21 protein-coding genes are annotated in these 22832 nt (G+C 41.1%); 3 read left to right on the top strand and 18 right to left on the bottom strand.

Annotated elements, in window-relative coordinates:
- Positions 1-22: 22 nt before the first annotated feature.
- Together MK385_RS00875 and MK385_RS00870 are read right to left on the bottom strand one after the other, a co-directional pair.
- Positions 23-1201, bottom strand: coding sequence for a pyridoxal phosphate-dependent aminotransferase (locus tag MK385_RS00875; protein WP_268725011.1), 1179 nt, complete (start codon positions 1199-1201; stop codon positions 23-25).
- A gap of 9 nt (positions 1202-1210) precedes the next feature.
- Entirely contained in the window at positions 1211-1687 is a 477-nt protein-coding gene (locus tag MK385_RS00870; protein ID WP_268725010.1) for a cell wall elongation regulator TseB-like domain-containing protein, read from the bottom strand.
- A 118-nt stretch (positions 1688-1805) separates the two neighbouring features.
- On the opposite strand from MK385_RS00870, the gene MK385_RS00865 reads away from it, so the two are divergent.
- Both MK385_RS00865 and MK385_RS00860 read left to right on the top strand, forming a co-directional pair.
- Positions 1806-2252 carry a MarR family winged helix-turn-helix transcriptional regulator gene (locus tag MK385_RS00865; protein ID WP_268725009.1) on the top strand — a complete coding sequence of 149 codons (447 nt, stop codon included), beginning with the start codon at positions 1806-1808 and terminating at the stop codon, positions 2250-2252.
- Positions 2253-2343: 91 nt separating this feature from the next.
- Positions 2344-2892: an NADPH-dependent FMN reductase gene (locus tag MK385_RS00860; RefSeq protein WP_268725008.1), complete on the top strand. Its 549-nt coding sequence runs from the start codon at positions 2344-2346 to the stop codon at positions 2890-2892.
- Positions 2893-2923: 31 nt separating this feature from the next.
- Here MK385_RS00860 and yaaA read toward each other — a convergent pair whose 3' ends face one another.
- The 7 genes from yaaA to MK385_RS00825 form a co-directional block, all read right to left on the bottom strand.
- Positions 2924-3652, bottom strand: coding sequence for a peroxide stress protein YaaA (gene yaaA, locus MK385_RS00855; protein WP_268725007.1), 729 nt, complete (start codon positions 3650-3652; stop codon positions 2924-2926).
- A gap of 76 nt (positions 3653-3728) precedes the next feature.
- Entirely contained in the window at positions 3729-5324 is a 1596-nt protein-coding gene (locus MK385_RS00850; RefSeq protein WP_268725006.1) for a hypothetical protein, read from the bottom strand.
- Positions 5325-5335: 11 nt separating this feature from the next.
- Positions 5336-5746: a peptide deformylase gene (locus tag MK385_RS00845; RefSeq protein WP_268725005.1), complete on the bottom strand. Its 411-nt coding sequence runs from the start codon at positions 5744-5746 to the stop codon at positions 5336-5338.
- Between the two features lie 104 nt (positions 5747-5850).
- Positions 5851-8547 (bottom strand): cation-translocating P-type ATPase, encoded by a 2697-nt coding sequence (locus MK385_RS00840; protein WP_268725004.1) that lies wholly within the window; start codon positions 8545-8547, stop codon positions 5851-5853.
- A 218-nt stretch (positions 8548-8765) separates the two neighbouring features.
- Complete coding sequence (locus MK385_RS00835; RefSeq protein WP_129313295.1) at positions 8766-9752, bottom strand: glycosyltransferase family 2 protein; 987 nt, start codon at positions 9750-9752, stop codon at positions 8766-8768.
- Positions 9745-10776, bottom strand: a complete 1032-nt coding sequence (locus MK385_RS00830) for an acyltransferase family protein (RefSeq protein ID WP_049485195.1) — start codon at positions 10774-10776, stop codon at positions 9745-9747. Before MK385_RS00830 ends, MK385_RS00835 begins: the two co-directional genes overlap by 8 nt.
- Position 10777: 1 nt before the next feature.
- Positions 10778-12388: a hypothetical protein gene (locus MK385_RS00825; protein WP_268725003.1), complete on the bottom strand. Its 1611-nt coding sequence runs from the start codon at positions 12386-12388 to the stop codon at positions 10778-10780.
- Positions 12389-12544: 156 nt separating this feature from the next.
- On the opposite strand from MK385_RS00825, the gene mntE reads away from it, so the two are divergent.
- On the top strand, positions 12545-13738 hold the full coding sequence (gene mntE / locus MK385_RS00820; protein WP_268725002.1) for a CDF family manganese efflux transporter MntE: 1194 nt from the start codon (positions 12545-12547) through the stop codon (positions 13736-13738).
- A 53-nt stretch (positions 13739-13791) separates the two neighbouring features.
- On the opposite strand, the gene MK385_RS00815 is transcribed toward mntE, so the two are convergent.
- The 9 genes from MK385_RS00815 to cdaA form a co-directional block, all read right to left on the bottom strand.
- Positions 13792-14403, bottom strand: coding sequence for a hypothetical protein (locus tag MK385_RS00815; RefSeq protein WP_268725001.1), 612 nt, complete (start codon positions 14401-14403; stop codon positions 13792-13794).
- Positions 14400-16268, bottom strand: coding sequence for an ABC-F family ATP-binding cassette domain-containing protein (locus tag MK385_RS00810; RefSeq protein ID WP_268725000.1), 1869 nt, complete (start codon positions 16266-16268; stop codon positions 14400-14402). Before MK385_RS00810 ends, MK385_RS00815 begins: the two co-directional genes overlap by 4 nt.
- Entirely contained in the window at positions 16265-17464 is a 1200-nt protein-coding gene (locus MK385_RS00805) for a CCA tRNA nucleotidyltransferase (protein ID WP_268724999.1), read from the bottom strand. Before MK385_RS00805 ends, MK385_RS00810 begins: the two co-directional genes overlap by 4 nt.
- Complete coding sequence (gene dapB, locus MK385_RS00800) at positions 17461-18228, bottom strand: 4-hydroxy-tetrahydrodipicolinate reductase (RefSeq protein WP_268724998.1); 768 nt, start codon at positions 18226-18228, stop codon at positions 17461-17463. The genes MK385_RS00805 and dapB overlap by 4 nt, the downstream gene beginning before the upstream one ends.
- A 151-nt stretch (positions 18229-18379) precedes the next feature.
- Entirely contained in the window at positions 18380-19228 is an 849-nt protein-coding gene (locus MK385_RS00795; protein ID WP_268724997.1) for a DegV family protein, read from the bottom strand.
- Positions 19229-19230: 2 nt separating this feature from the next.
- On the bottom strand, positions 19231-19605 hold the full coding sequence (locus tag MK385_RS00790) for a DUF1149 family protein (RefSeq protein ID WP_001050092.1): 375 nt from the start codon (positions 19603-19605) through the stop codon (positions 19231-19233).
- 73 nt (positions 19606-19678) lie between these two features.
- Positions 19679-21031 (bottom strand): phosphoglucosamine mutase, encoded by a 1353-nt coding sequence (gene glmM / locus MK385_RS00785; RefSeq protein WP_268725094.1) that lies wholly within the window; start codon positions 21029-21031, stop codon positions 19679-19681.
- Positions 21032-21061: 30 nt separating this feature from the next.
- Positions 21062-21859, bottom strand: coding sequence for a CdaR family protein (locus MK385_RS00780; RefSeq protein ID WP_125441280.1), 798 nt, complete (start codon positions 21857-21859; stop codon positions 21062-21064).
- Positions 21846-22703 carry a diadenylate cyclase CdaA gene (gene cdaA / locus MK385_RS00775; protein WP_033630051.1) on the bottom strand — a complete coding sequence of 286 codons (858 nt, stop codon included), beginning with the start codon at positions 22701-22703 and terminating at the stop codon, positions 21846-21848. Before cdaA ends, MK385_RS00780 begins: the two co-directional genes overlap by 14 nt.
- Between the last annotated feature and the right edge of the window lie 129 nt (positions 22704-22832).

Below are 22832 nucleotides of genomic sequence, written 5' to 3'. Positions count from 1 at the left end.
AAAAAGGCGAAGATTTTGAGTTTTATTTTTCCATAAATTGATGCAAACGGCGAATAGCTTCTTTTAATGTATCCAAGTCTGTGGCATAGCTGAGACGAACATTTTCTGGTGCTCCAAATCCAGCTCCTGTAATCAAGGCAAGTCCGACTTCTTCGAGAATAGCCGTTGCAAACTCCGTCACATCGGTATATCCCTTCATCTCCATCGCTTTTTTAACATTTGGGAAAAGATAGAAGGCTCCTTGGGGATTGACTACTTCAAATCCTGGTACTTCACACAAAAGAGGATAGATGGTATTCAAACGTTCCTCAAATGCTTGGCGCATGGTTTCGACAGAGTCTTGTGGTCCAGTTAGGGCTTCAATGGTAGCATATTGAGACACTGCTGTCAGATTTGAAGTCGTTTGTCCTGTCAATTTGCTCATAGCAGCGATAATTTCAGGATTTCCTACTGCATAACCTACCCGCCAACCAGTCATGGCATAAGCCTTAGATACACCGTTAATCACGATGGTTTGCTTGCGAATGGCTTCTGACAGACTAGAGATTGGAACAAATTCGTTCCCGTTATAAACCAAACGACCATAAATATCATCTGCTAGGATAAGGACATCATGTTCAACCGCCCAATTTCCGATAGCCAAGAGTTCCTCACGAGAGTAGATCATACCGGTCGGATTCGATGGTGAATTAAGAACCAAGACCTTGGTCTTATCTGTTCGGGCTGCTTCTAGCTGCTCTACTGTTACTTTAAAGTGGTTGTCTTCCTTGGCCTGGACAAAGACTGGCACACCTTCTGCCATCTTGACCTGGTCTCCATAGCTGACCCAGTAAGGTGTAGGAATGATGACCTCATCACCTGGATTGACCACAGCCATAAAGAAGGTGTAGAGAGAGAACTTAGCACCAGTGGCAAAGGTAACCTCGTTGGCTGCTACAGAATACCCATAGTGGCGTTCAAAATAGGTATTAACCGCTGCCTTTAAGTCTGGTAGACCTGAAGCAACTGTATAAAAGGAAGCTCGTCCATCTCGAATCGCTTCTATCGCTGCATCCTGAATGTTTTCAGGAGTATGAAAATCAGGCTGTCCCAAGGTTAAGAAAAGAACATCCTTTCCTTGAGCTTTTAATGCTTTGGCTCTTGCATCACTAGCTAGAGTGACGCTTTCTTCCATTTCTAGTACACGTTTGGATAGTTTCATATGCCCTCCTTATTGGACCACTGCTCCTGTTTCAAAGTCAACCAGATAGTACTGGTTTACTGACTTAACTTCCCAAATCGGCTTATCCTGATAACGACCAAAAGTAATCTTGTCAATGTCGCTAGCTCCTTTTTCCCTCGAAATCGTCGCTGCCTTGTCTTGAGAAATCCCCTTATCAAGCTGATAAACATAAATTTTGTGGTCATTCTTTTCAATCAGTACGGCAATGGCCTCTTGCTTTTTATTATGTCCTAAAACGCTGTAATAACCTTCTAGTCCATTATAAAAATCAACCTGATCTACCTTTTCCAATTCTGCATACTGCTTGGCTAGTTTTTCTCCCTCAACTCTAGCATCTTGATAGGGTTTCATGCTGAGTGATATCAGATAAAGGAAGGAAGTGGTCATGACTAGTACTACCAGAGCAATGCCGATTCCATACTGTAAAAGTAGTTTGTTTTTTGCTTTTTTCTGTCTTAGTTTCACTTGTCTATTTTACCATCTCTCCTCTTTTATTACAAGTGAAGACAGGAACATTCTAAGATTCTTTTCCTATAAAATGTAAGTTCTTGTTTTTCTCTCTCATTATTGATAAAATAACCTTATGAAACAATATTTGAAAGAGAAAATTTCCGATAATCAACTAGACTTAAAAATGGCTATCGTCCTCAATAAAGCCATACGAACTTTTAAACCATATGAAGCTAAGGCTGCTAAAGAACACGGGCTAACACCCACTCAATTTTCAGTTTTGGAAACCCTCTATAGCAAGGGGGAACTGCGCATTCAGGATTTGATTGAAAAAATGCTGGCCACTTCTGGAAACATGACTGTTGTCATTCGAAATATGGTTCGAGATGGGTGGATTTCTAGAACTTGTGACCCCAAGGATCGTCGATCCTTTTTCCTGAAATTAACACCTGCAGGACGCAAAAAAATTGAAGAGGTTCTTCCTGACCATATCGATTCTATCGTAGAAGCACTTAGTATCTTAGAAGATGGCGAAAAGGAAGACTTGATCCGGATTTTAAAAAAATTTAAAGATTTGTGAGCAAAATTATTGCTAATTAGTATTATTTGTTGTAACATAGATGGTAACAAAAGGGTTCGCTCTTTGAATTTTAAACTAAAGGAGACATATCATGTCTAAAAAAGTATTATTTGTCGTCGGTTCACTTCGCCAAGGTTCTTTCAACCACCAAATGGCCCTCGAAGCTGAGAAAGCACTTGCCGAAAAAGCGGAAGTTAGCTATCTTGATTACTCAGCTGTTCCCCTCTTCAGCCAAGATTTGGAAGTTCCAACTCATCCAGCTGTAGCTGCTGCTCGTGAAGCAGTTCTTGCTGCGGATGCAATCTGGATCTTCTCTCCAGTCTACAACTTCTCTATCCCTGGAACAGTGAAAAACTTGCTTGACTGGCTCTCTCGTGCCATTGATTTGTCTGATACACGTGGTGCTTCTGCCCTCCAAGACAAGTTTGTTACTGTCTCATCTGTAGCCAATGCCGGTCACGAACAACTCTTTGCGATTTATAAAGACCTCTTGCCATTTATCCGCACACAAGTCGTTGGTGACTTTACAGCTGCTCGTGTCAATGACTCTGCTTGGGCAGACGGAAAATTGGTGTTAGAAGAAGCAACTGCTTCATCACTTAAAAAACAAGCTGACGACCTTCTTGCAGCCATCAACTAATCTAGCAAAAACCAGCTCGAATGAGCTGGTTTTATGGTTGTTTCACAAAGACGAGTTCTAAATCACTTGATAAATCAGGTCGGTAATCAAAACCTGCAAAACTGAGCTTGCGAGCTTGTTCGACAGTTTGAACTTGCCCTTCTATCAAGGCGGTCAAAAAGGCGCCACGGGCTTTTTTTGAAATGGTTGAGTGGATTTTCAGCTGGCCATCCTTGCCCTCCATAAATTTGAAGGTCACCATCTTTTCTCTAATATCCTTAAAAAATACGGTTTCAAACTCTGATGATAGGAGTGAAAATATCAAATCCTCATCCTCTAGCGCCTCATCATAGGCTGACTTCCAATGAGTCTTTAAAGTCTTACCAGCTACTTTTAACTTCATCAGAAAGTCCAAACGGTGAGGAGCCATGGGAGATAAGGCAGGGACAACACCGTATAAAGCCGAGGTAATCAGGACATGATTTTCAAGATAGGTTTGTTCAGCCTCGGTTAACCCATCTCGTTTGATGTGGCGATACATGAGACCATCGAAGAGTTTCAGGGCTGGATAATTCTTAGCGCTCTGATTTTTTAGAGCTTGAATATGAGCGTACTCTTCTTCTGCTTTCTCGGCAGATACCTTATAAAAACTTTCTAATTCACTAGCTGAGTAGTGCGCCAGTGAGTCAAGGACTGCCTGACTTTCTTCACTCAAGGGGAGCGCTTCGACAAGAGGAAGGTTTGTGTTCATTTCTTTGGCTGTTGGGATTAAAATTTTCATATTGTTAGTGTAGCATATTTTTCAACCACGACCAAGAATTTAATCTTAAAAACCTCGGTTCATACCGAGGTTTCTTTTACTTGACTTTAAAGGTCTTAAGATAGTTATCTTTTCCAACTTGACCTTCAAAGGATTGGCCATTTTCAAGGTAAGGGAGCTCGTCTGACACTGAAGCCTTGACCTTATAAATCTTGCCATCAACTTTAAAGAAGTAGACGGTATCCCCCTTGATAACAGCTGATTTAAGGTCTGAAACCACTCCCTTGATATTTTCCACCGTTTCATTATCCAGCTCGAGGTCGTTTTTATTGGCATACTTGCTGAGGAGTTCATCTACCGTAGTTGCTACGATGACATTTTGGTACTCCACGGCATCGACCAATGCATATTCCTTGACCAAGCCTGCATTGTCCTTTAAGCCCATGATATAAAGAGGCTTGTCATTGAGATTGACAAGGACAGGGAAGGTAGCCTTGTAGGCCTTCTCCTGAACGGCTCCTTCTGCAGAAGCACGGGCTGATTCTTCGGTTGCTGAAGCTAGATTGTACTTGGTGATTTCTCCAGTGCGCATGTTTTCAAGGATAAATCCTAGATTACTTTCGTCAGCATTTGCTGAAGTCACACCCGTGTAGAGATAAATGTCATTTCCGATAGAAAGATAGTTATAGCCCTCTGTCGTTTGGGTAACATTTTTCTTAGAAATCAAGGCATTCCAGAAACCGTCTTTATACTTGCCGTTGTAGTTGATTTGTTCGATGGTTTCTTCTGCTGGATAAACACGATCCACCCATTCTGGCACTTCATCCAAGCTGTATTCCTTTGTTTCTCCATTAGTAGCGTCCAAGATAATAACAGATGAAGGTCGAGGTACTCCTAAACCAAACTGCTTTTGATAAACGGTTGCTACATAGAAAGGATTTCCTTCATCATCCACCTCAAAGGATGGGGTTTTAAAAATCTTAGTCGGATACTTGATTCGAAGATGACGTTTGACGTCACGGTTAAAATACTCGGAGTCCGAATACTTCATCGGTGTTTTTAAATCTACCAATTCGGCATTTCCCGTCACCATATCAACCTTGATGTACTCACCAATTCCCTTGGCTTGATTGTTGAACCATTTGATGGGATCTGCATACTCCAAGGGTGTAACTCGATAGGGTTTGCCATCAACCGTCAGCTGGGTATAGGTGTCTGCTGCTACATACTGGGATACCTTATCCGTCAGAGAGCCCAGATAACGGTCCCCAATTTTTTCTGCAGTACTCCGATCCAAGATCGGAACCTTACTGGTATCACTCTTAGGAAAATCTTTAAAGTCTTTTTCTGTGATAGAAACCACATTAGCATAGTTTTTTGCTTGGAAAAAGCTTGATGTCACTAAGCTAACCAGACCAGCAAGGGCAAAGATAAGGCCTGCAGCCAGAAACAATCCTCTACTGAGTTTGGTAAAATGGAGTCCTTCTAGATTGAGCTCGTTGGCAGGCTTGCCATGACGTACATGAACTGTTTTGATGATATTGGAATCCTTGAGGAAACTAAACAAAATCCCCGTCACCACCAGATGCCCACAGAGAAAGAAGATGAATTCCCAACTAGTCAGATTGAAGGGTGGTAAAAAGATATACCAGGTCGTTGCGATAAAAACAAGTTCAAAAAGTATGCGTTTCATCTGAGTTCCTCCTAAATAATCCGTCCTTCCAAATGATCCAGTTCATGTTGGCAGATCTGAGCTGGAAAACCTGTTAGCGTAATAGTCTGTTCCTGCCACTTGCTATCGCGATAGGAAACCGTAATCGTTTCATAACGAGTTGTTGGTCGCACCCCAGTCAAAGACAAACAACCTTCCTCTGTCTCGTAAGGTCCTTTATAGGAGAGGAGAATGGGATTAAACATGACCATGGGAACCAAGCCAAGATTAAAGATAATGACACGCTTCTGCACACCAATCATATTGGCTGCCAGACCAACACAGGTCTCGCGATTAGTTAGCAGAGTATCCTGCAAATCCTTAGCCAGATAAAGGTCTTCCTGACTTGCAGGTTTCGAGACCTGCGACAAGAATAAGACATCTCGGACAATTTTCTTTTCCATCCTCTTACACTCCTTACAACTTTACTTTATTATAGCACAAAAGGGGGCAACTTCTAGTCCTTTCCCTCAAATGCAAAAAAAGCCATCCGAAGATGACTTTCTTTTTAAATCGCGTTCTTATCAAGACCAAGTTTACGTTGAACAAACTTAACGATTTCGACGATAAGTATCATTGAGAAGCTTCCAGCAAGAACAATGGCCCATTGTGACAAGTCTAGTTTGGTTACGTGGAAGATTCCTTCAAGCGGTTCTACGACAATTGTTGCCATCAGAAGAATGAAGGATACCAAGATAGACCAGTTGAAGGTCTTAGACTTGAATGGTCCAACTGTCAAGATGGATTGGTAAACAGACTTGACATTGTAGGCATGGAATAGTTGAATCAAACCAAGGGTTGCAAAGGCCATAGTAAGGGCATCCGCATGAATGGCATGATTGTCACCCACATGAACTGGGTAAGCAATTGCAAGTCCATAAACACTCATAACAATAGCTGCTTGGAGTACACCTTGATAGATGATAGAACTCAAAACACCACCTGAGAAGAAGCTTGCCTTTCGTCCACGTGGTTTATGATTCATGACACCAGGCTCAGCAGGTTCAACACCAAGAGCGATAGCTGGGAAGGTATCGGTTACCAAGTTGATCCACAAAAGATGAACTGGCTGCAAGACGTCCCAACCAAACAAGGTTGATAAGAAGATAGTTAATACTTCAGCAGTATTGGCAGAAAGTAAGTACTGAATAGTCTTTTGAATGTTTGAGAAGACCTTACGTCCTTCTTCAACTGCGACGATAATAGTCGCAAAGTTATCATCTGCAAGAATCATGTCAGAAGCCCCCTTAGAAACCTCTGTACCAGTGATTCCCATACCGATACCGATATCGGCTGTTTTCAGAGCTGGCGCATCATTAACACCGTCACCTGTCATAGCAACAACCTTACCTTGTTTTTGCCAAGCCTTGACGATACGAACCTTGTGTTCTGGAGACACACGGGCATAAACAGAGTATTGACCAACTACTTTTTCAAAGTCTTCATCTGACAGTTCGTTGAGCTCAGCACCAGTTAAAACGTGGCCTTCTGTATCATTTGCATCAATAATTCCCAAACGTTTGGCAATAGCTTCTGCAGTATCTTGATGGTCACCCGTAATCATGATTGGACGGATTCCAGCTTCCTTAGCCACACGAACAGCTTCTGCAGCTTCGGCACGTTCAGGGTCAATCATTCCAATCAATCCAGTAAAGATCAAGTTGTTTTCAAGCTCTTCAGAAGTCAAGTTTTCTGGAATACTATCGATAATCTTATACGCACCCGCAAGGACACGCAAGGCTTGGTGAGCCATTTCAGAGTTGTTTGTGTGAATTATGTCATTGACTTGATTATCAATCGGAGCGACATCTCCAGCTTTATCCCGAGCAACACAACGTTTCAAGAGTTGGTCAGGGGCTCCCTTGACTGCTACGAGGAATTTACCATCTGGTAATGGATGAACCGTTGACATGAGTTTACGATCTGAGTCAAACGGCAATTCAGCTACACGAGGATATTTCTCTAAGAACCCTTTAACATCGTAACCCTTGTCCAAGGCATACTGGATGAAGGCTGTTTCCGTTGGATCCCCGATCAGGTTTCCTTCTGCATCAATCTTAGTATCATTAGCCAAAACAACTGATCGAAGAAGAGGCATTTCAAGACCTAGTTCAATATCATCAGCTGAATCATGTAGGACCGCATCATAGAAGACTTTTTCGACGGTCATCTTGTTCATAGTAAGCGTACCAGTCTTATCAGAAGCGATGATTTCAGTTGAACCAAGTGTTTCTACTGCTGGCAACTTACGAACGATAGAGTTTCGTTTTGCCAAAACTTGAGTACCAAGGGCAAGAACGATGGTCACGATAGCAGGAAGTCCTTCTGGGATGGCTGCAACAGCAAGCGCAACAGAGGTCATCAACTCACCAAGTGGATTTTTACCTTGAATGAAGACTCCGACTACAAAAGTAACAAGGGCAATGACCAAAATTGCATAGGTCAAGACCTTAGAAAGGTTGTTCAAGTTTTGTTTAAGTGGTGTATCCGTCTCATCCGCATCTTGGAGCATGCCAGCGATATGACCAACTTCAGTATACATACCTGTATTGACAACAACACCAAGACCACGACCATAAGTCACATTTGAGTTTTGGAAGGCCATATTGACACGGTCACCAATACCAGCATCTGCAGCGAGCTCGACTGTCAAGTCTTTTTCAACTGGAACAGACTCACCTGTTAGAGCTGCTTCTTCGATTTTAAGAGAATTAGCTTCTAGCAATCGTAGGTCTGCTGGCACTACGTCACCTGCTTCAAGGGCAACGATATCTCCTGGCACCAATTCTTTGGAATCAATCTCTGCCATGTGTCCATCACGAATAACGCGAGCAGCTGGACTAGACATAGACTTGAGGGCTTCGATAGCTTCTTCTGCTTTTCCTTCTTGGTAAACACCAAAAGCAGCATTGATGATAACCACAGCTAGGATAATGATGGCATCTGCGATATCTTCCCCACCAGAAGTTACGACTGACAAGATAGCCGCAGCAATTAGGATGATAATCATCAAATCCTTAAACTGTTCGATGAATTTAACCAAGAGAGATTTTTTCTCACCCTCTTCCAGTTCATTGCGTCCATATTCAGCTAGACGTTTCTGCGCTTCGCTTGACGAAAGACCTTGCTCAGTTGCTTCAACTGACTTCAAGACCTCTTCAGGACTCTGAGTATAAAACGCTTGGCGTTTTTGTTCTTTTGACATGTGTCTCCTCCTTGACATTGTGTGCAAAACAGACTCTCTTTCTATCCTATCTTTTCACGACAAACAAAAAGAGACCTGTTAATCATAACAAGTCTCGCTGTTTAAGATAGTGCCGGAAAACATACTTTTCAGTATACAATTCGGAATGACGACACTATCACAGGTTTCTGCCAGCTACTCCCTTGAGTAGTACTATTATATCAAAATTTGAAAAGTTTTCAAGGGTTTAAATCTGATGAAACACTTTCTGAATCAAAAGTACGATCGCTGATAATATACCTAGGACGACGTTTTGTTTCCATATAAATTTTTCCAACATACTCACCAATTACGCCCAAACTAATCAATTGAACTCCACCAAGTAGGCTAACTATTGCATAGGTGCTCGCCCATCCAGCCACGACTGTACCAGCAAACTTACTCCATACAACCCAAATAATCAATAAAAAACTAAAGAGAGAGGTCAGGACTCCCAGACTTGTAATCAACCTTATCGGTTTGATTGATAAACTAGTAATACCATCCATAGCCAAACCAAGCATTTTAGATAAGGGATAATGGCTCTCACCAGCAATTCGTTCATGGCGTTTATATGAAACGTAAGAATATTTAAAACCAACTAAAGGCATTAAACCACGAAGAAAAAGATTGACTTCAGTGAATTTTTCTAATTCCTTCAAGAATCTTTTAGAAACCAATCGATAGTCAGCATGATTAAAAACGACTTCTGCTCCAAATAGGCGTAAAACTTTATAAAAACCTTCAGCTGTAATTCGTTTAAAAGCAGAGTCCGTATCACGGTTATCACGTACACCGTAGACAATTTCAGAACCGCTTTTATATTCTTCAATCATTTTATCCATACAATTGATATCATCTTGTCCATCGGCATCAATGGTAATGACAATATCAGCAAACTGAATGGCCTCATACATACCTGCAAGTACACTACTTTGATGACCTCTGTTACGACTTTGCGATACACCAACCACAGAAGGGATAGATTTAGCATAACTTTCTATCAGTTCCCAAGTTCGATCTTTACTACCATCGTTTACGTACATAATTTTACTATGGCGGTGGATTTCTTCTTTCTTTATTAATTGTTCAATTTTTTCAACAAACATTGGATTAGTATGTGGTAAGACTTGCTCTTCGTTATAACATGGAACAACTATATATAAAATTGGCTTGTGTCTACTCATCTCTTTCTCCTAATCTTTTTATCCCAAAAGGAAAGTTAGTTCCTCTAAACATCCTGACTATCAATTCACAGCCCAAAATTGTCAATATGGCTACAAAAACTGTCGTTATATATTGATTAACAAAAATTCCAGTATATTTAGTAGACAACTCTTTGACTAATTTTTCTACCAAAACCAGAACTATCGGCGAATGTACTCCATAATAAATCAACGTTTTTTGTCCGATTGATTTCAAAATGGAACTCTCTGGAAGTGTTTTAAAAAATATAAGAACACTCCAAATTCCTGAAATAGCTGCCACATAAAATAAGAAATGATTCCCAATTTGCTGATAATACAAATCAACAATTTGATAGCCACTCACTCGATAGTTTAGTTTACTACTATAATTGGTAAGAATAAGTCCTATTGGTAAAAAGTAAATTGAAAAATACTTTTCTAATTGATGTAAATTATTCTTAGTCCATACTCCCAGCAAGATAAAAATCAGAGCAACAGGAACTAAATCAATATTCCAAATTAAATAATACTCCCTCTCATATACCTTCTGTCCGAGATAGACTAAAACCAAGAGAGATAGGATTATTATCAGCCACTGACCCAAATTCCATCTTCTCTTTAAAATAAAGTAACTGAAAACATGAGCCAAAAACATCACATTCAAAAACCATAATTGAAAATAAATATGCAAACGATCTGAAATCAGTAACTGTTTTATAAAATGAAGAATATCAAAACTCAGAACCTGATCAGGGTACATAACAAAAAGTTGAAACAGAAAAACAAAACTATTTAGCAAGAAAAAAGGAATAACTAAACTCTTTACCTTATTTAAACAATAGCCTGAGAAGGTTTCGTATTTTCTAACATTCAAAGTAAAACCAGATAAGAAAAAGAACAACGGTATGTGGAATGAATAGAGAAGCAACTTTGCATTATTTGGAACGAAGCTACTATGTCCAATGATAACTAATATAATCGCTAACCCTTTAGACATATCTATGTAACCAATTCGGTTCTTCATACTATCCTCCTGTTCCTAATTTTAAACGATAAACGCTCATATCTGAAGTGACAGATTCAACTTCCTCAAAGTAAACATCCTTCTGATAATGTTCTTTCATAATTTTTTTAACACTATCCATATTCCCTGAGGAAGTGGACCAAAAGAAGAGAATATTCTGATTGTTGATTGCAGAAGACAACAGATTTTCAGGTTCTTCAACTCCGTATCGTTTCATTTGTTCATAATAATGAGGAGAAAAAGTTTGCCAATTTCCTAATGTAGTTGTATTTGTCACTAACTGATTGGATCTTAATTTAAAAGTTGACAATGTAGGCTGTGAAGAAACCAAAGTGCCATATCCACCAAAAACAATAAGTTTATCCGAATTCCTCTGTACAAGATTTTGGTACTCTGAGACTACTGACGATTGAATATAGGGAAACCAATACAGTTCTTGTCCAAGCTGATTTATCCATACTGCTCCTCCTAGTATTCCCATTATTTGTAAGCTAAGGAACACCTTCCTCTTATCAAATAAACGTCTTTTTTCATAAAATGATCGAGCATAGAAAATAAATACTACTAAGAAACATACTATTAGAGGAATATACACACGCTCTACTACCCTCTGTCTAACAAAGAGAGCTCCAATTAAAAGTAATGGGGAAATCGGTACAAACCATCCGTATAGCTTCTTAGGATTAAAAATCAAGAACCAACTAATCAATATTAAAGAGAAGGTTGTCAGTATACTATTCTTAAAAAAATCTGATATCATCTGAGGCAGATTAAACGAGTATTTCTCTGAGAGGGAACGAACAGATTGAATGTTTGTTAAAAGAGTATTGCTTAAGGCTTTTTTTTCAGCAAATAACCAGTAGGTGGAGACATTCAAATCATTCTCACTTACTCCCAAAGCTTCAAATTCATTCGCATGTATTTGATAATCAATAGCAGGATAATCTCTCAAATTCGTACTTAGGGCATTCCATGTCAAATACTCCTGTACGTCAGCTTTCCCTAGTGTATATAGTTTATTGGAAGCAAAAATCAGTAAAATGACGCTAAATAATAAAACAACTTCTTTTCTTTTTTTAGAAGATATCCACTCAAAGAGCAGAAAAGGGAATAACAGTAACATAAAGCTTGATATAATTTGAGGTCGAATGGATAAACCAATGAACAATAGTGATAGTCCTGAAATGTACCTTTTGTCAAATAGTAAAAAAGTTGCTGCTGTAGCTGATAAATATGCGATAACGGAAAAAGAAAAATATTTAATAAGTATCAATTGGGCTAAAAACACAATTGGAAGCAAAAGATACAGTTTTTTCTTATAAAAAAAGATAGCATAGACACCAAAACTAATACAATAAATACTGACTAAAAAGATAAAAAAAATATTCCAATCAGTAAAAATTTTTTGAAGAAAGACCAACCCTGTAGATAATAAAATTCCTACATAGGGTAATAGCATATTATCACCAGATAATATAGTTTGATTCACCATGATATCATCTACTACAGGATATTCAAAACCTCTCATCGATATATAGAGATAAAAAAATAAAAATGGCAAAAATAAAAAACTTAAGCTAAGTAGCCTACTGACCATATTTTTATTTATCATTACAAGCTCTCTTTCGAATAAATATTACTCTTCAATTCTACCACATTTCCTTATAAAAAACTAGCTTACCTCCAACCTTGTAAGCCTATATCGTTTGAATTTTCCTTTGAAAACCAGTATAATGTAAGAATACTATATGACTAGAAAGGAAGTCCGATGAATCAATCCATATCAAATCTCAAGTTGGCGGAACGTGGTGCCATTATCAGCATTTCGACCTACCTCCTCTTGTCTGCGGCAAAATTAGCGACTGGCCACCTCCTACAGTCTTCCAGTTTGGTAGCGGATGGTTTCAACAACGTATCCGATATTATCGGAAATGTTGCTCTTCTGATCGGTATTCGGATGGCGCGCCAGCCTGCAGACCGTGACCATCGCTTTGGTCACTGGAAGATTGAAGATTTGGCTAGTTTGATTACTTCCATCATCATGTTCTATGTTGGTTTTGATGTGCTTCGTGACACCATTCAAAAAATTCTCAGTCGGGAACAGACGGTTATTGACCCTCTAGGTGCAACTCTCGGAGTCGTCTCTGCGGCAGTCATGTTCGCAGTTTATCTCTATAATACTCGCCTCAGTAAGAAATCTAAGTCCAAGGCGCTTAAGGCTGCCGCCAAGGACAATCTTTCCGATGCTGTCACCTCGCTTGGGACTTCCATTGCCATCCTAGCCAGCAGTTTTAATTATCCAATCGTGGATAAACTGGTCGCTATCATCATCACTTTCTTTATCTTAAAGACAGCCTATGATATCTTTATCGAGTCTTCCTTCAGTCTTTCAGATGGTTTTGATGACCGTCTGCTAGAGGACTACCAAAAGGCCATCATGGAGATTCCAAAGATTAGTAAGGTCAAGTCCCAAAGAGGGCGGACCTACGGTAGCAATATCTACCTTGATATCACCCTGGAGATGAATCCTGATCTATCAGTCTATGAGAGTCACGAAATTGCAGACCAAGTCGAGTCTATGCTGGAAGAGCGCTTTGGAGTCTTTGATACCGATGTCCATATCGAGCCAGCTCCCATACCTGAGGACGAGATTTTGGACAATGTCTATAAAAAACTGCTCATGCGTGAGCAGTTGATTGACCAAGGAAATCAGCTAGAAGAACTCCTTGCTGAGGACTTTCTCTATATCCGTCAAGATGGGGAGCAGATGGATAAAGAGGCTTATCAAGCCGAAAAAGAACTTAGTGCTGCGATTAAGGACATTCAAATCACTTCCATTAGTCAGAAAACCAAGCTCATTTGCTATGAGCTAGATGGCATCGTCCACACCAGTATCTGGCGTCGCCATGAGACTTGGCAAAACATCTTCCACCAAGAAACTAAAAAAGAAGACAAACAATGACCCTATCCAGTGGATAGGGCCTTTTTGATTATTCTACTTTAAGCAAAGACAGACTATGACGGTTTGGAAGATTTGCTTTTCAAAGCTTGTTTTGCCTCTTTTCTTGCTTGACGATTTTGTTCGATACGCCATTCTCTTTCATAGTACTTCATGGTCTCGTATACCCTTTCAGGAAGACCTACATCTAATAGAAAGATAGGGATAATCAAATCTGCTGACAGATGAAAAGGGAGACACCTTCTCTTCAGTAGAGTTAGAAACGATGGTTTTTTCACATTTTCCTTGTTTTTAAAATAAACTTCAATCCGATAGGAGTCCCTATACTTCCCTCGAATCCGAGAGAAGGAAAATTCCTCTACATCAGCCCAAGCGTAGAAATGACTGGGTTTCTTTGGATTCGGTTTGTAGTAAAACCCCTCAGCAGTACATTTTAAATATTCCTTATCGGAGCTTAACAGTCTGTATGTCTGATAAACGACTACTCCAGCGCAAAAAAGTACAAGCAACATTAACAAAAGGCTTATCGTATGAAGTTTAGTCCCCTTTTGCGAGTACGAATGGAGATAAGAGAGAGGCAGCAAGAAGAAAAGCACTGAAGCCAAGCCAAACAAGGCATTCCAAATGATTTTCTTGGGACTTCTTTTTATGACTTTTTCTTCCATCATGCCAACTCACTTAGGTATTCATAGCGTTCGTATTTTTCAAGGAGTTCTTCGTTTTTCTCGTCTAGCTCTTTCTGAAGCGTCGCCAGTTTACCAAAATCGGAGCCATTTGCCTGCATTTCTTCTTCAATGGTTGCGATACGATTTTCCAAGGCTTCAATATCGCCTTCAATGCTTGCCCATTCCTGCTTTTCTTGATAGGTCATTCGCTTCTTTTCTTCACGGACTTTGACTACTTTTTCCTTTTCGGCCTTTTGAACTTGACTTGCTGTTTCTGCTTCAAAAGCTTTTTCGTCAAGGTAATCAGTGTAATGGCCAAAGAAAGGACGAATCTTGCCATCTTCAAAAGCGAGAATCTTAGTCGCTACCTTATCCAAGAAATAGCGGTCGTGGCTAACTGTCAAGACAGGGCCTGCAAAGCTCTGCAAGAAATTCTCCAAAACTGTCAAGGTCGCAATATCCAAATCATTGGTTGGCTCGTCCAAGAGGAGAACATTTGGTTTTTCCAGGAGCAATTTGAGAAGATAAAGGCGTTTTTTCTCTCCACCAGACAATTTCTCAATCAAGGTTCCATGCGTCGAACGTGGGAAGAGGAACTGCTCCAGCAATTCAGCGATAGAAGTTGTGGAACCACCACTGGTCTTTACCTCTTCTGCCACTTCCTGCAGGTAATTGATAACGCGCTTGCTTTCATCCAGACCATCAATTTGTTGAGAGAAATAGGCGATGCGAACCGTCTCACCGATGATAACTCGACCTTCAGTCGGCTCAAGACTTCCTGCGATGAGGTTAAGCAGGGTTGACTTTCCAACACCGTTGTCCCCAACGATACCGATACGGTCTTTAGCTTGCACCAAGAGATTAAAATCTTGCAATATCGGCTTATTCTCATAAGCAAAGGAAACATCTTTAAACTCGATAACCTTCTTACCAATTCGACTGGTCTCAAAGTTCATGGTCAAGTCTGTCTCAGCAACGCCACCTGAAACTTCTTTTTTCAAATCGTGGAAACGATTGATCCGAGCCTGCTGCTTGGTCGCACGCGCTTGCGGTTGTCTGCGCATCCAAGCCAATTCTTGTTTGTAGAGTTGCTCCTTTTTGTGAAGGAGAGCAGCGTCACGCTCATCTTGTTCCGCCTTAAGGCGAACATAGTCCTGATAATTACCCTGATACTCGGTTAAGCCTGCTCGGTCCAACTCGAAAATCCGCGTTGATAGTGCATCTAAAAAATAGCGATCATGGGTGATAAAGAGAACCGTCTTCTTGGAATTTTTCAAAAAGAGGGTCAGCCACTCGATGGTCGCAATGTCCAGATGGTTGGTCGGCTCGTCCAGAAGCAAGAGGTCGTGGTTTCCTAGGAGAACTTGCGCCAACTGGACCCGTCTTCTCAGACCACCTGACAATTCACCAACTGGAGTCGACAAATCCTGAATACCCAACTTGCTGAGAACTGTCTTGACCTGGCTTTCAATTTCCCAAGCTTGGAGAGAATCCATCTCAGCCATGACGCGTTCCAAACATGCCTGCTTTTCCTCACTGTAGTTGAGCATGATTAACTCATACTCACGAATCAACTGGATTTCCTTGAGGTCGCTGGAGAGAACCGTATCCAAAACTGTCTTGCTATCATCAAAATCAGGATCCTGTGTCAAGTAGCCAATCTTATAGTCATTCTTAGCAGAAAAAGGGCTAACGTCACCATCAAATCCTGAAACACCAGAAAGAACATCCAAAAGGGTAGTCTTACCTGTTCCATTGACACCAATTAGACCGATTCTGTCTAGGTCATGGATAATAAAGGAAATATCCTTAAAAACGGTCTTGTCACCAACGGATTTGCTTAGTTTTTCAACGATAAAATCACTCATTTTTTCTCCCTCAGGTAAGTATGAATGGCATCACGGTCATTCTCCAAGTCACCATCGACAATGGCAAACTCAATCTCTGCTAAAATCTCTCCCAAATCTGGACCTGGCTGGTAACCATATTCCTTGATTAAAATACCACCGTTAATCTGGATTTCTTTCTTGTCATGAATGGTCAAACTCTGGTAAGTTTCTGTGATAAGTTGGGGGTTGACCTCTTTTCCTTGGGCTTGACGAAGACGTTCAGCTTGTAGAAGGGAATCCAAGTCAAAACGGTAACAATCACGCTTGCTCAACTCTCCTTCTTCTCGTAGAGCCAAAATAGTCAGCAAATCCTGAACCTGCTTTACAAATTGACGTGAGGTTTTCCAATGCTTCAAAAATGGCTGTGCATCTATAATCTCCAAAGCCCACAACAGAGCTGCCCAGGCTTGTTCAGACGATTCAAAAGTGAAATCCGTCTCCAAATCAAACAGTTTGTTGAGCTTGCCCTGGCTTCCTGCCATGTCTGGAAGATAGTCATAAGCTCGGCTCTCAATCATGGAAAACAAGCCAACACGCCAAAAAGGTGCAAGCAAGAGTTTGTCAAATTCAACAAAGGTACGCTCCACAGAGATTTTCTCCAAGAGCGGAGTCAAGGATTTCATGGCTTCAAATGTTTCTGGCTCAAGTTTAAAACCGAGACTGGCCTGAAAACGAAAACCACGCATGATACGTAAGGCATCTTCATTGAAGCGCTCACTAGGTACTCCAACTGCTCGCAAGACTTGATTTTCCAGATCTTTGAGACCATGGAACAAATCGATGATTTCTCCTGTCTCATCCAAGGCAAAGGCGTTGACTGTGAAATCACGGCGCTTGAGATCTTCTTCTAGCGAGCGCACAAAGGAAACTGCACTGGGTCTGCGATAGTCTACATAGACATCCTCTGTCCGAAAGGTGGTTACCTCATACTCCTCGTCACCATCTAAAACCAAGACAGTTCCGTGCTCGATTCCGATATCAGCTGTTCGCGGAAAAATCTGCTTGGTCTCCTCTGGATAGGAAGAAGTCGCGATATCCACATCGTGGATGGGACGATTGAGGAGGGCATCTCGAACAGAGCCTCCAACAAAATAGGCTTCAAAACCTGCTTCTTTAATTTTTTCTAATACTGGTAAAGCCTTCTGAAATTCAGAAGGCATTTGTGTTAATCTCATAATAAGTGTTCTAATCCATAGACAAGCTCATGACGCTTGACAACTTCTTTGATTCCCAAATTGACCCCTGTCATGAAGGAGCTGCGATCATAGGAGTCATGACGGAGTGTCAATCCCTCTCCCTGATTGCCGAAGATGACTTCCTGATGGGCTACCAATCCTGGTAGACGGACTGAGTGGATTCGCATGCCATCAAAATTAGCACCACGTGCACCCGCAATCAACTCTTCCTCATCAGGCGCACCTTGCTGGATTGACTCACGCACTTCCGCCATCAACTCAGCTGTTTTGATAGCTGTTCCACTTGGAGCATCTTTTTTCTTGTCATGATGGAGCTCGATAATCTCCACATTTGGGAAATATTTGGCAGCCTGCGCCGCAAATTGCATCAGCAAGACAGCTCCCAAGGCAAAGTTAGGGGCAATCAAGCCACCTAAATCTTGTTCACGAGAAAATGATTTTAATTCTGCAATTTCTTCACTAGTGAATCCTGTTGTTCCAACTACTGGAGCAAAGCCATTTTCAAGGGCAAAGCGCGTATTTTCGTAAGCAACAGCTGGTGTAGTAAAATCTACCCAGACATCCGCTTCAAAGCCGGCTAAATCAGCCTTATCATTAAAGACAGAAATCCCTTGCCATTCTGACTCAGACTCAAAAGGATCCAAAACTGCGACCAAGTCCAAGTCTGGATCAGCCAAGACCATCTGACAAGCAGCTTGGCCCATCTTTCCCTTAAAACCGGCAATAATTACTCGAATACTCATCTCTACTCCTGACTAAGATACAAAGGACGTTAGCTGCCCATGAAAAATAGGGAATGGCGCTGACTTTCCATGAAAGGCAAGACAGGCATCTTTTTTCAAGAGGCAGGTAGCCCGTGTTCAATTTCTAAGATACAAAGCCTGTAAGAACAATTTAGACGATTGGTGTATAGCTCAAGGCGATACTACCTTCTCCAAGGTGGGTCCCAATGACACTACCAAAGGTTTCAATTGGAATTTCAGCAGTCACACCACTCTCCATCAAAAGCTGACGTAAATCCGCTGCCTTTTGAGGAGCATTGCCATGGATGACTGTTATACGGTAGTCCCCATCTTTTGTCAACTCCTTGATGATTTCCACCAAACGTTTGATTGCCTTCTTTTCCGTACGAACTTTTTCGTAAACTTCAATCACTCCTTGGTCATTAAAGTAAAGGATAGGCTTGATACTGAGGAGATTCCCTAAGATGGCTGCCCCATTTGACAAACGTCCTCCTTTAACCAAGTGATCGAGGTCATCTACTATGATAAAGGCTGAATTATCAGCAATTTGGATAGCCAACTTCTCCTGAATCTGGGCAAAATCGTCGTCTTGTTCTGCCCACTCAAAGGCACTCTCCACCATAAATCCTAGAGGGGAACTTGTGATATGGGTATCTGGAAAGGCAATGGTCAAGCCATCATACTCATACAACATGTATTGGATGTTCTGATAAAATCCTGAAATTCCTGACGAAAGAAAGAGTCCCAAGACATGAGTATAACCTTGTCCTTTCAAGGAACTAAGAATCTCATCCAATTTGGCAATACTTGGTTGACTAGTTTTAGGCAATTCTGCAGACTGAGCCATTTTTTGATAAAATTCCTCAGCAGTCAGATTGACACCTTCAACATACTCCTCCCCATCAATATTGACAGGAATATCCAAGATAAATAGATTCTCTCTTTGCAGCGTCTTCTCCTCTAAATAGGCTGAAGAATCTGTAATGACAGCTAATTTCATGACTAAAACTCCAAATTGATCCCTGGAAGATCCAAGGCGATTTCTGTTACTTCATACGTCAAACGGTTGAGCATGTTCAAGCATGGACGTGCCAAGGTTTCGACTTCTTCTTGGTTAAATTCGCTTGGTTCGTTGACAATACGACCTTCCACGTGGTTCACTTGGGAAATCGTCCCGCTGATGACAAATTTGTCAAAGACAATCATGAAACTCAAGATAACAACAAGCGAAGTCACTTGGTTTTCTTGGTCATGTTGGAGTAACTGAAAGTTCACGTCTACCTTGGTTTCAGGAGCTCCATTTTCATTTTCCCATTCAAAGTTACGAGCATCAAAGTGATACTGGCTAACAAATTCTTGTTCTCGTTTAAGATTCATTTTTCTCTCCCATTGCTACAATTTACTATGCAATTGTACCACATTTTTATCATTTCATCTAGTTTTCTAGGCTTTAGTCAATACCGATTTCATCTTTAACCACAGCAGCAATCGTATCTACATAATAGTTGACTTCTTCTGTTGTAGGCGCTTCTGCCATGACACGCAAGAGAGGTTCTGTTCCACTTGGGCGAACAAGGATACGACCGTTTCCTGCCATCTCTTCTTCCATCTTTTCGATGATTGTCTTGATGGCTGGTACTTCCATGGCTTTCTCTTTCATGGCATTTTCCACTCGGATATTGACCAGTTTTTGTGGGTAAATCGTCACTTCTGATGCTAGTTGAGACAAGCTCTTGCCTGTTTCTTTCATGATTTTAGTCAATTGGACAGCTGATAATTGACCATCACCAGTTGTATTGTAATCCATTAAGATAACGTGACCAGACTGTTCACCACCAAGGTTGTAGCCTGATTTTCTCATTTCTTCAACGACATAGCGGTCTCCAACAGCAGTCACTGCCTTGTTAATACCAGCACTCTCCAAGGCCTTATGGAAGCCAAGGTTAGACATAACCGTTGTCACGATGGTGTTTTGAGCCAACTGGCCTTTTTCAGAAAGGTATTTTCCGATGATGTACATGATCTTATCACCATCGACGATGTCACCATTTTCATCCACAGCAATCAAGCGGTCACTATCACCGTCAAAGGCCAAACCAATAGCTGACTGGCTTTCTTTGACTACTTCTTGGAGAGCTTCTGGGTGAGTTGAACCCACATTCAAGTTGATATTAAGACCATCTGGTGTCTCACCGATAACAGTTATTTGAGCCCCAAGGTCTGCAAAGATTTGACGGGCACTTGTAGACGCCGCACCATTGGCTGTATCCAAGGCCACTTTCATTCCCTCAAGAGGAGTTCCAGTTGAAACAAGGTAGCCTTCATACTTACGCAAACCTTCTGGATAGTCCACTAAGGTTCCCAAGCCTTCGGCACTTGGACGAGGAAGGGTGTCTTCTGTAGCATCCAACAAGGCTTCGATTTCTGCTTCTTTTTCGTCATCAAGTTTGAAGCCATCCCCACCAAAGAATTTAATTCCATTATCAAGGGCTGGGTTGTGACTAGCGGAAATCATGACACCTGCACTGGCTCCCTTAGTTTTGACCAAGTATGCTACTGCTGGTGTTGCAAGGACACCGAGTTTGTAGACGTGAATCCCTACAGAGAGGAGACCTGCCACTAAGGCTGATTCTAACATTTCTCCTGAGATACGTGTATCACGTCCTACAAAGACTTTAGGGGCTTCTGTTTCGTGTTGGCTAAGAACATAGCCACCAAAACGTCCTAGTTTAAAGGCCAATTCTGGCGTCAGTTCTACGTTTGCTTCTCCACGGACTCCATCGGTCCCAAAATATTTACCCATTTTATTTATCATCCTTTTCTACTATTTTATTTAGTCCTGTTTAGACGAGTCTGGTTTCGTTTCTGAACTCGTTGAAGACGAACTGCTGGTTGAAGAGCCCGTTGACGAGGTCGCTGACGAAGAACTCGAGCTAGACGATACTGTCTTGGTTGTAATTTTCATTGTAGTGTCAAATGGCATAATGACGCTTGGTAAGACATTTCCATTTTTATCGACTGCTTGTAGAGGAACAGAAGCCGAATAGTTACCTGTTATCCGTTCACTCGTTGGCAAGATGGCAATGACACGATCTACTCTAGAGAGAGTTTCCTCGTCACTAATAACCGTTACTTTTTCATCTGACACAGTAACTGTATCAATTTTCACACGAGAATCAATCTGACTAGGGTCAATCTCAGGCACAACGATTACATTGTCTCGTTTTGCTTTTTTACCAACCTTCACTGTTATCTTTTGCGGTGTTGCAACAGCGGTCAAACCACTCGGTAAATTTTCAATGGTTAGAGGAACTTCAATGGTCCCTACACTGGCATTGGTTAAGTCAGCTTTGACCTTGAATTTTCGAGTGCTTTCCTGCATCTCACTCGCCAAAGCAACTCTGTTTGACCCTGTTAGAAAGACGGTCACTTCAGATGTAAAACCACTGATAAAATACTGATCACTGTCATACTGAATATCAATTGGGACATTAAGGACCGTATTGGTATAAGTTTCTGTTCTCACCTGTCTAGCACTATTGCTATTCTGGTAGTTTGTAGAAGTCGCATAGATAAAGAGGATGCAGGCGAAAAAGAAGGAAGAAATAATATAAAGACTATTTTTTCTCATGTTTTAATCCTCCTAGCAGACGCTCTTTCAGACCTTGTTTTTTCTCTGATGTTGGAAGCAAGATTCTTCTTAACTCCGATTCAAACTCTTCCAAGGTCAAATCATGCTTAAAGACTCCATTATAGGTGATTGAGATTCCGCCTGTTTCCTCTGAAACCACAAAGGTAAGAGCATCCGATACTTCTGACAAACCAATCGCTGCCCTGTGACGTGTCCCAAATTCCTTGGAAATTCCTGTATTTTCAGTCAGGGGTAGGTAGGCTGAAGTTACGGCAATCCGATCTTCTCTGACAATGACCGCACCATCGTGCAAGGGAGTGTTGGGGATAAAGATATTGATCAATAACTCAGAAGAAATCTTAGCATCTAGAGGAATCCCAGTTGAGATATATTCCTGCAAGGTTCTTACTCGCTGAACAGCTACCAGAGCACCAATCTTACGGGGGCTCATGTACTCGACTGATTTGACAAAGGCACGAACCATTTGCTCTTCCGCACTAATAGGGGCATTGTAGAAGAAATCCGTAGCCCGGCCCAATCGTTCCAAACCAGTCCGAATCTCTGGTGAAAAAATAACTACTGCTGCGATAACCCCATAAGTGATGATCTGATTGATCAACCAGGAAATGGTTGTCAAACCAATCATATTGGACAGAATCTGACCTAAAATAAAGACCAGAACTCCCCGCACCAAAATCATGATTTTGGTCCCTGCAATCGCTTTGGTAAAATGATATAAAATATAAGTCACAATGAGAATATCTATCAGATTGGTGACTATTGTCCAAGGGCTTGAAAACAAACTCGTCCAGTATTGCAAATTGGATAATGGTTGAAAATTCATCCCTGGCCTCCTCCCTGTCAAAACACTTTCTGTACTATTATACCATTTTTTGCCCATTTTTTCCCTATCCTACCTCATTTTAAATTAAGCAAAAATATGATAAAATAAACTGACTAGAAAAAACAAAGG

The organism is Streptococcus oralis, assembly GCF_026782125.1.
In the GTDB taxonomy this organism is placed as follows: domain Bacteria; phylum Bacillota; class Bacilli; order Lactobacillales; family Streptococcaceae; genus Streptococcus; species Streptococcus oralis_CE.
This window is presented reverse-complemented; position numbering and strand designations above follow the sequence as displayed.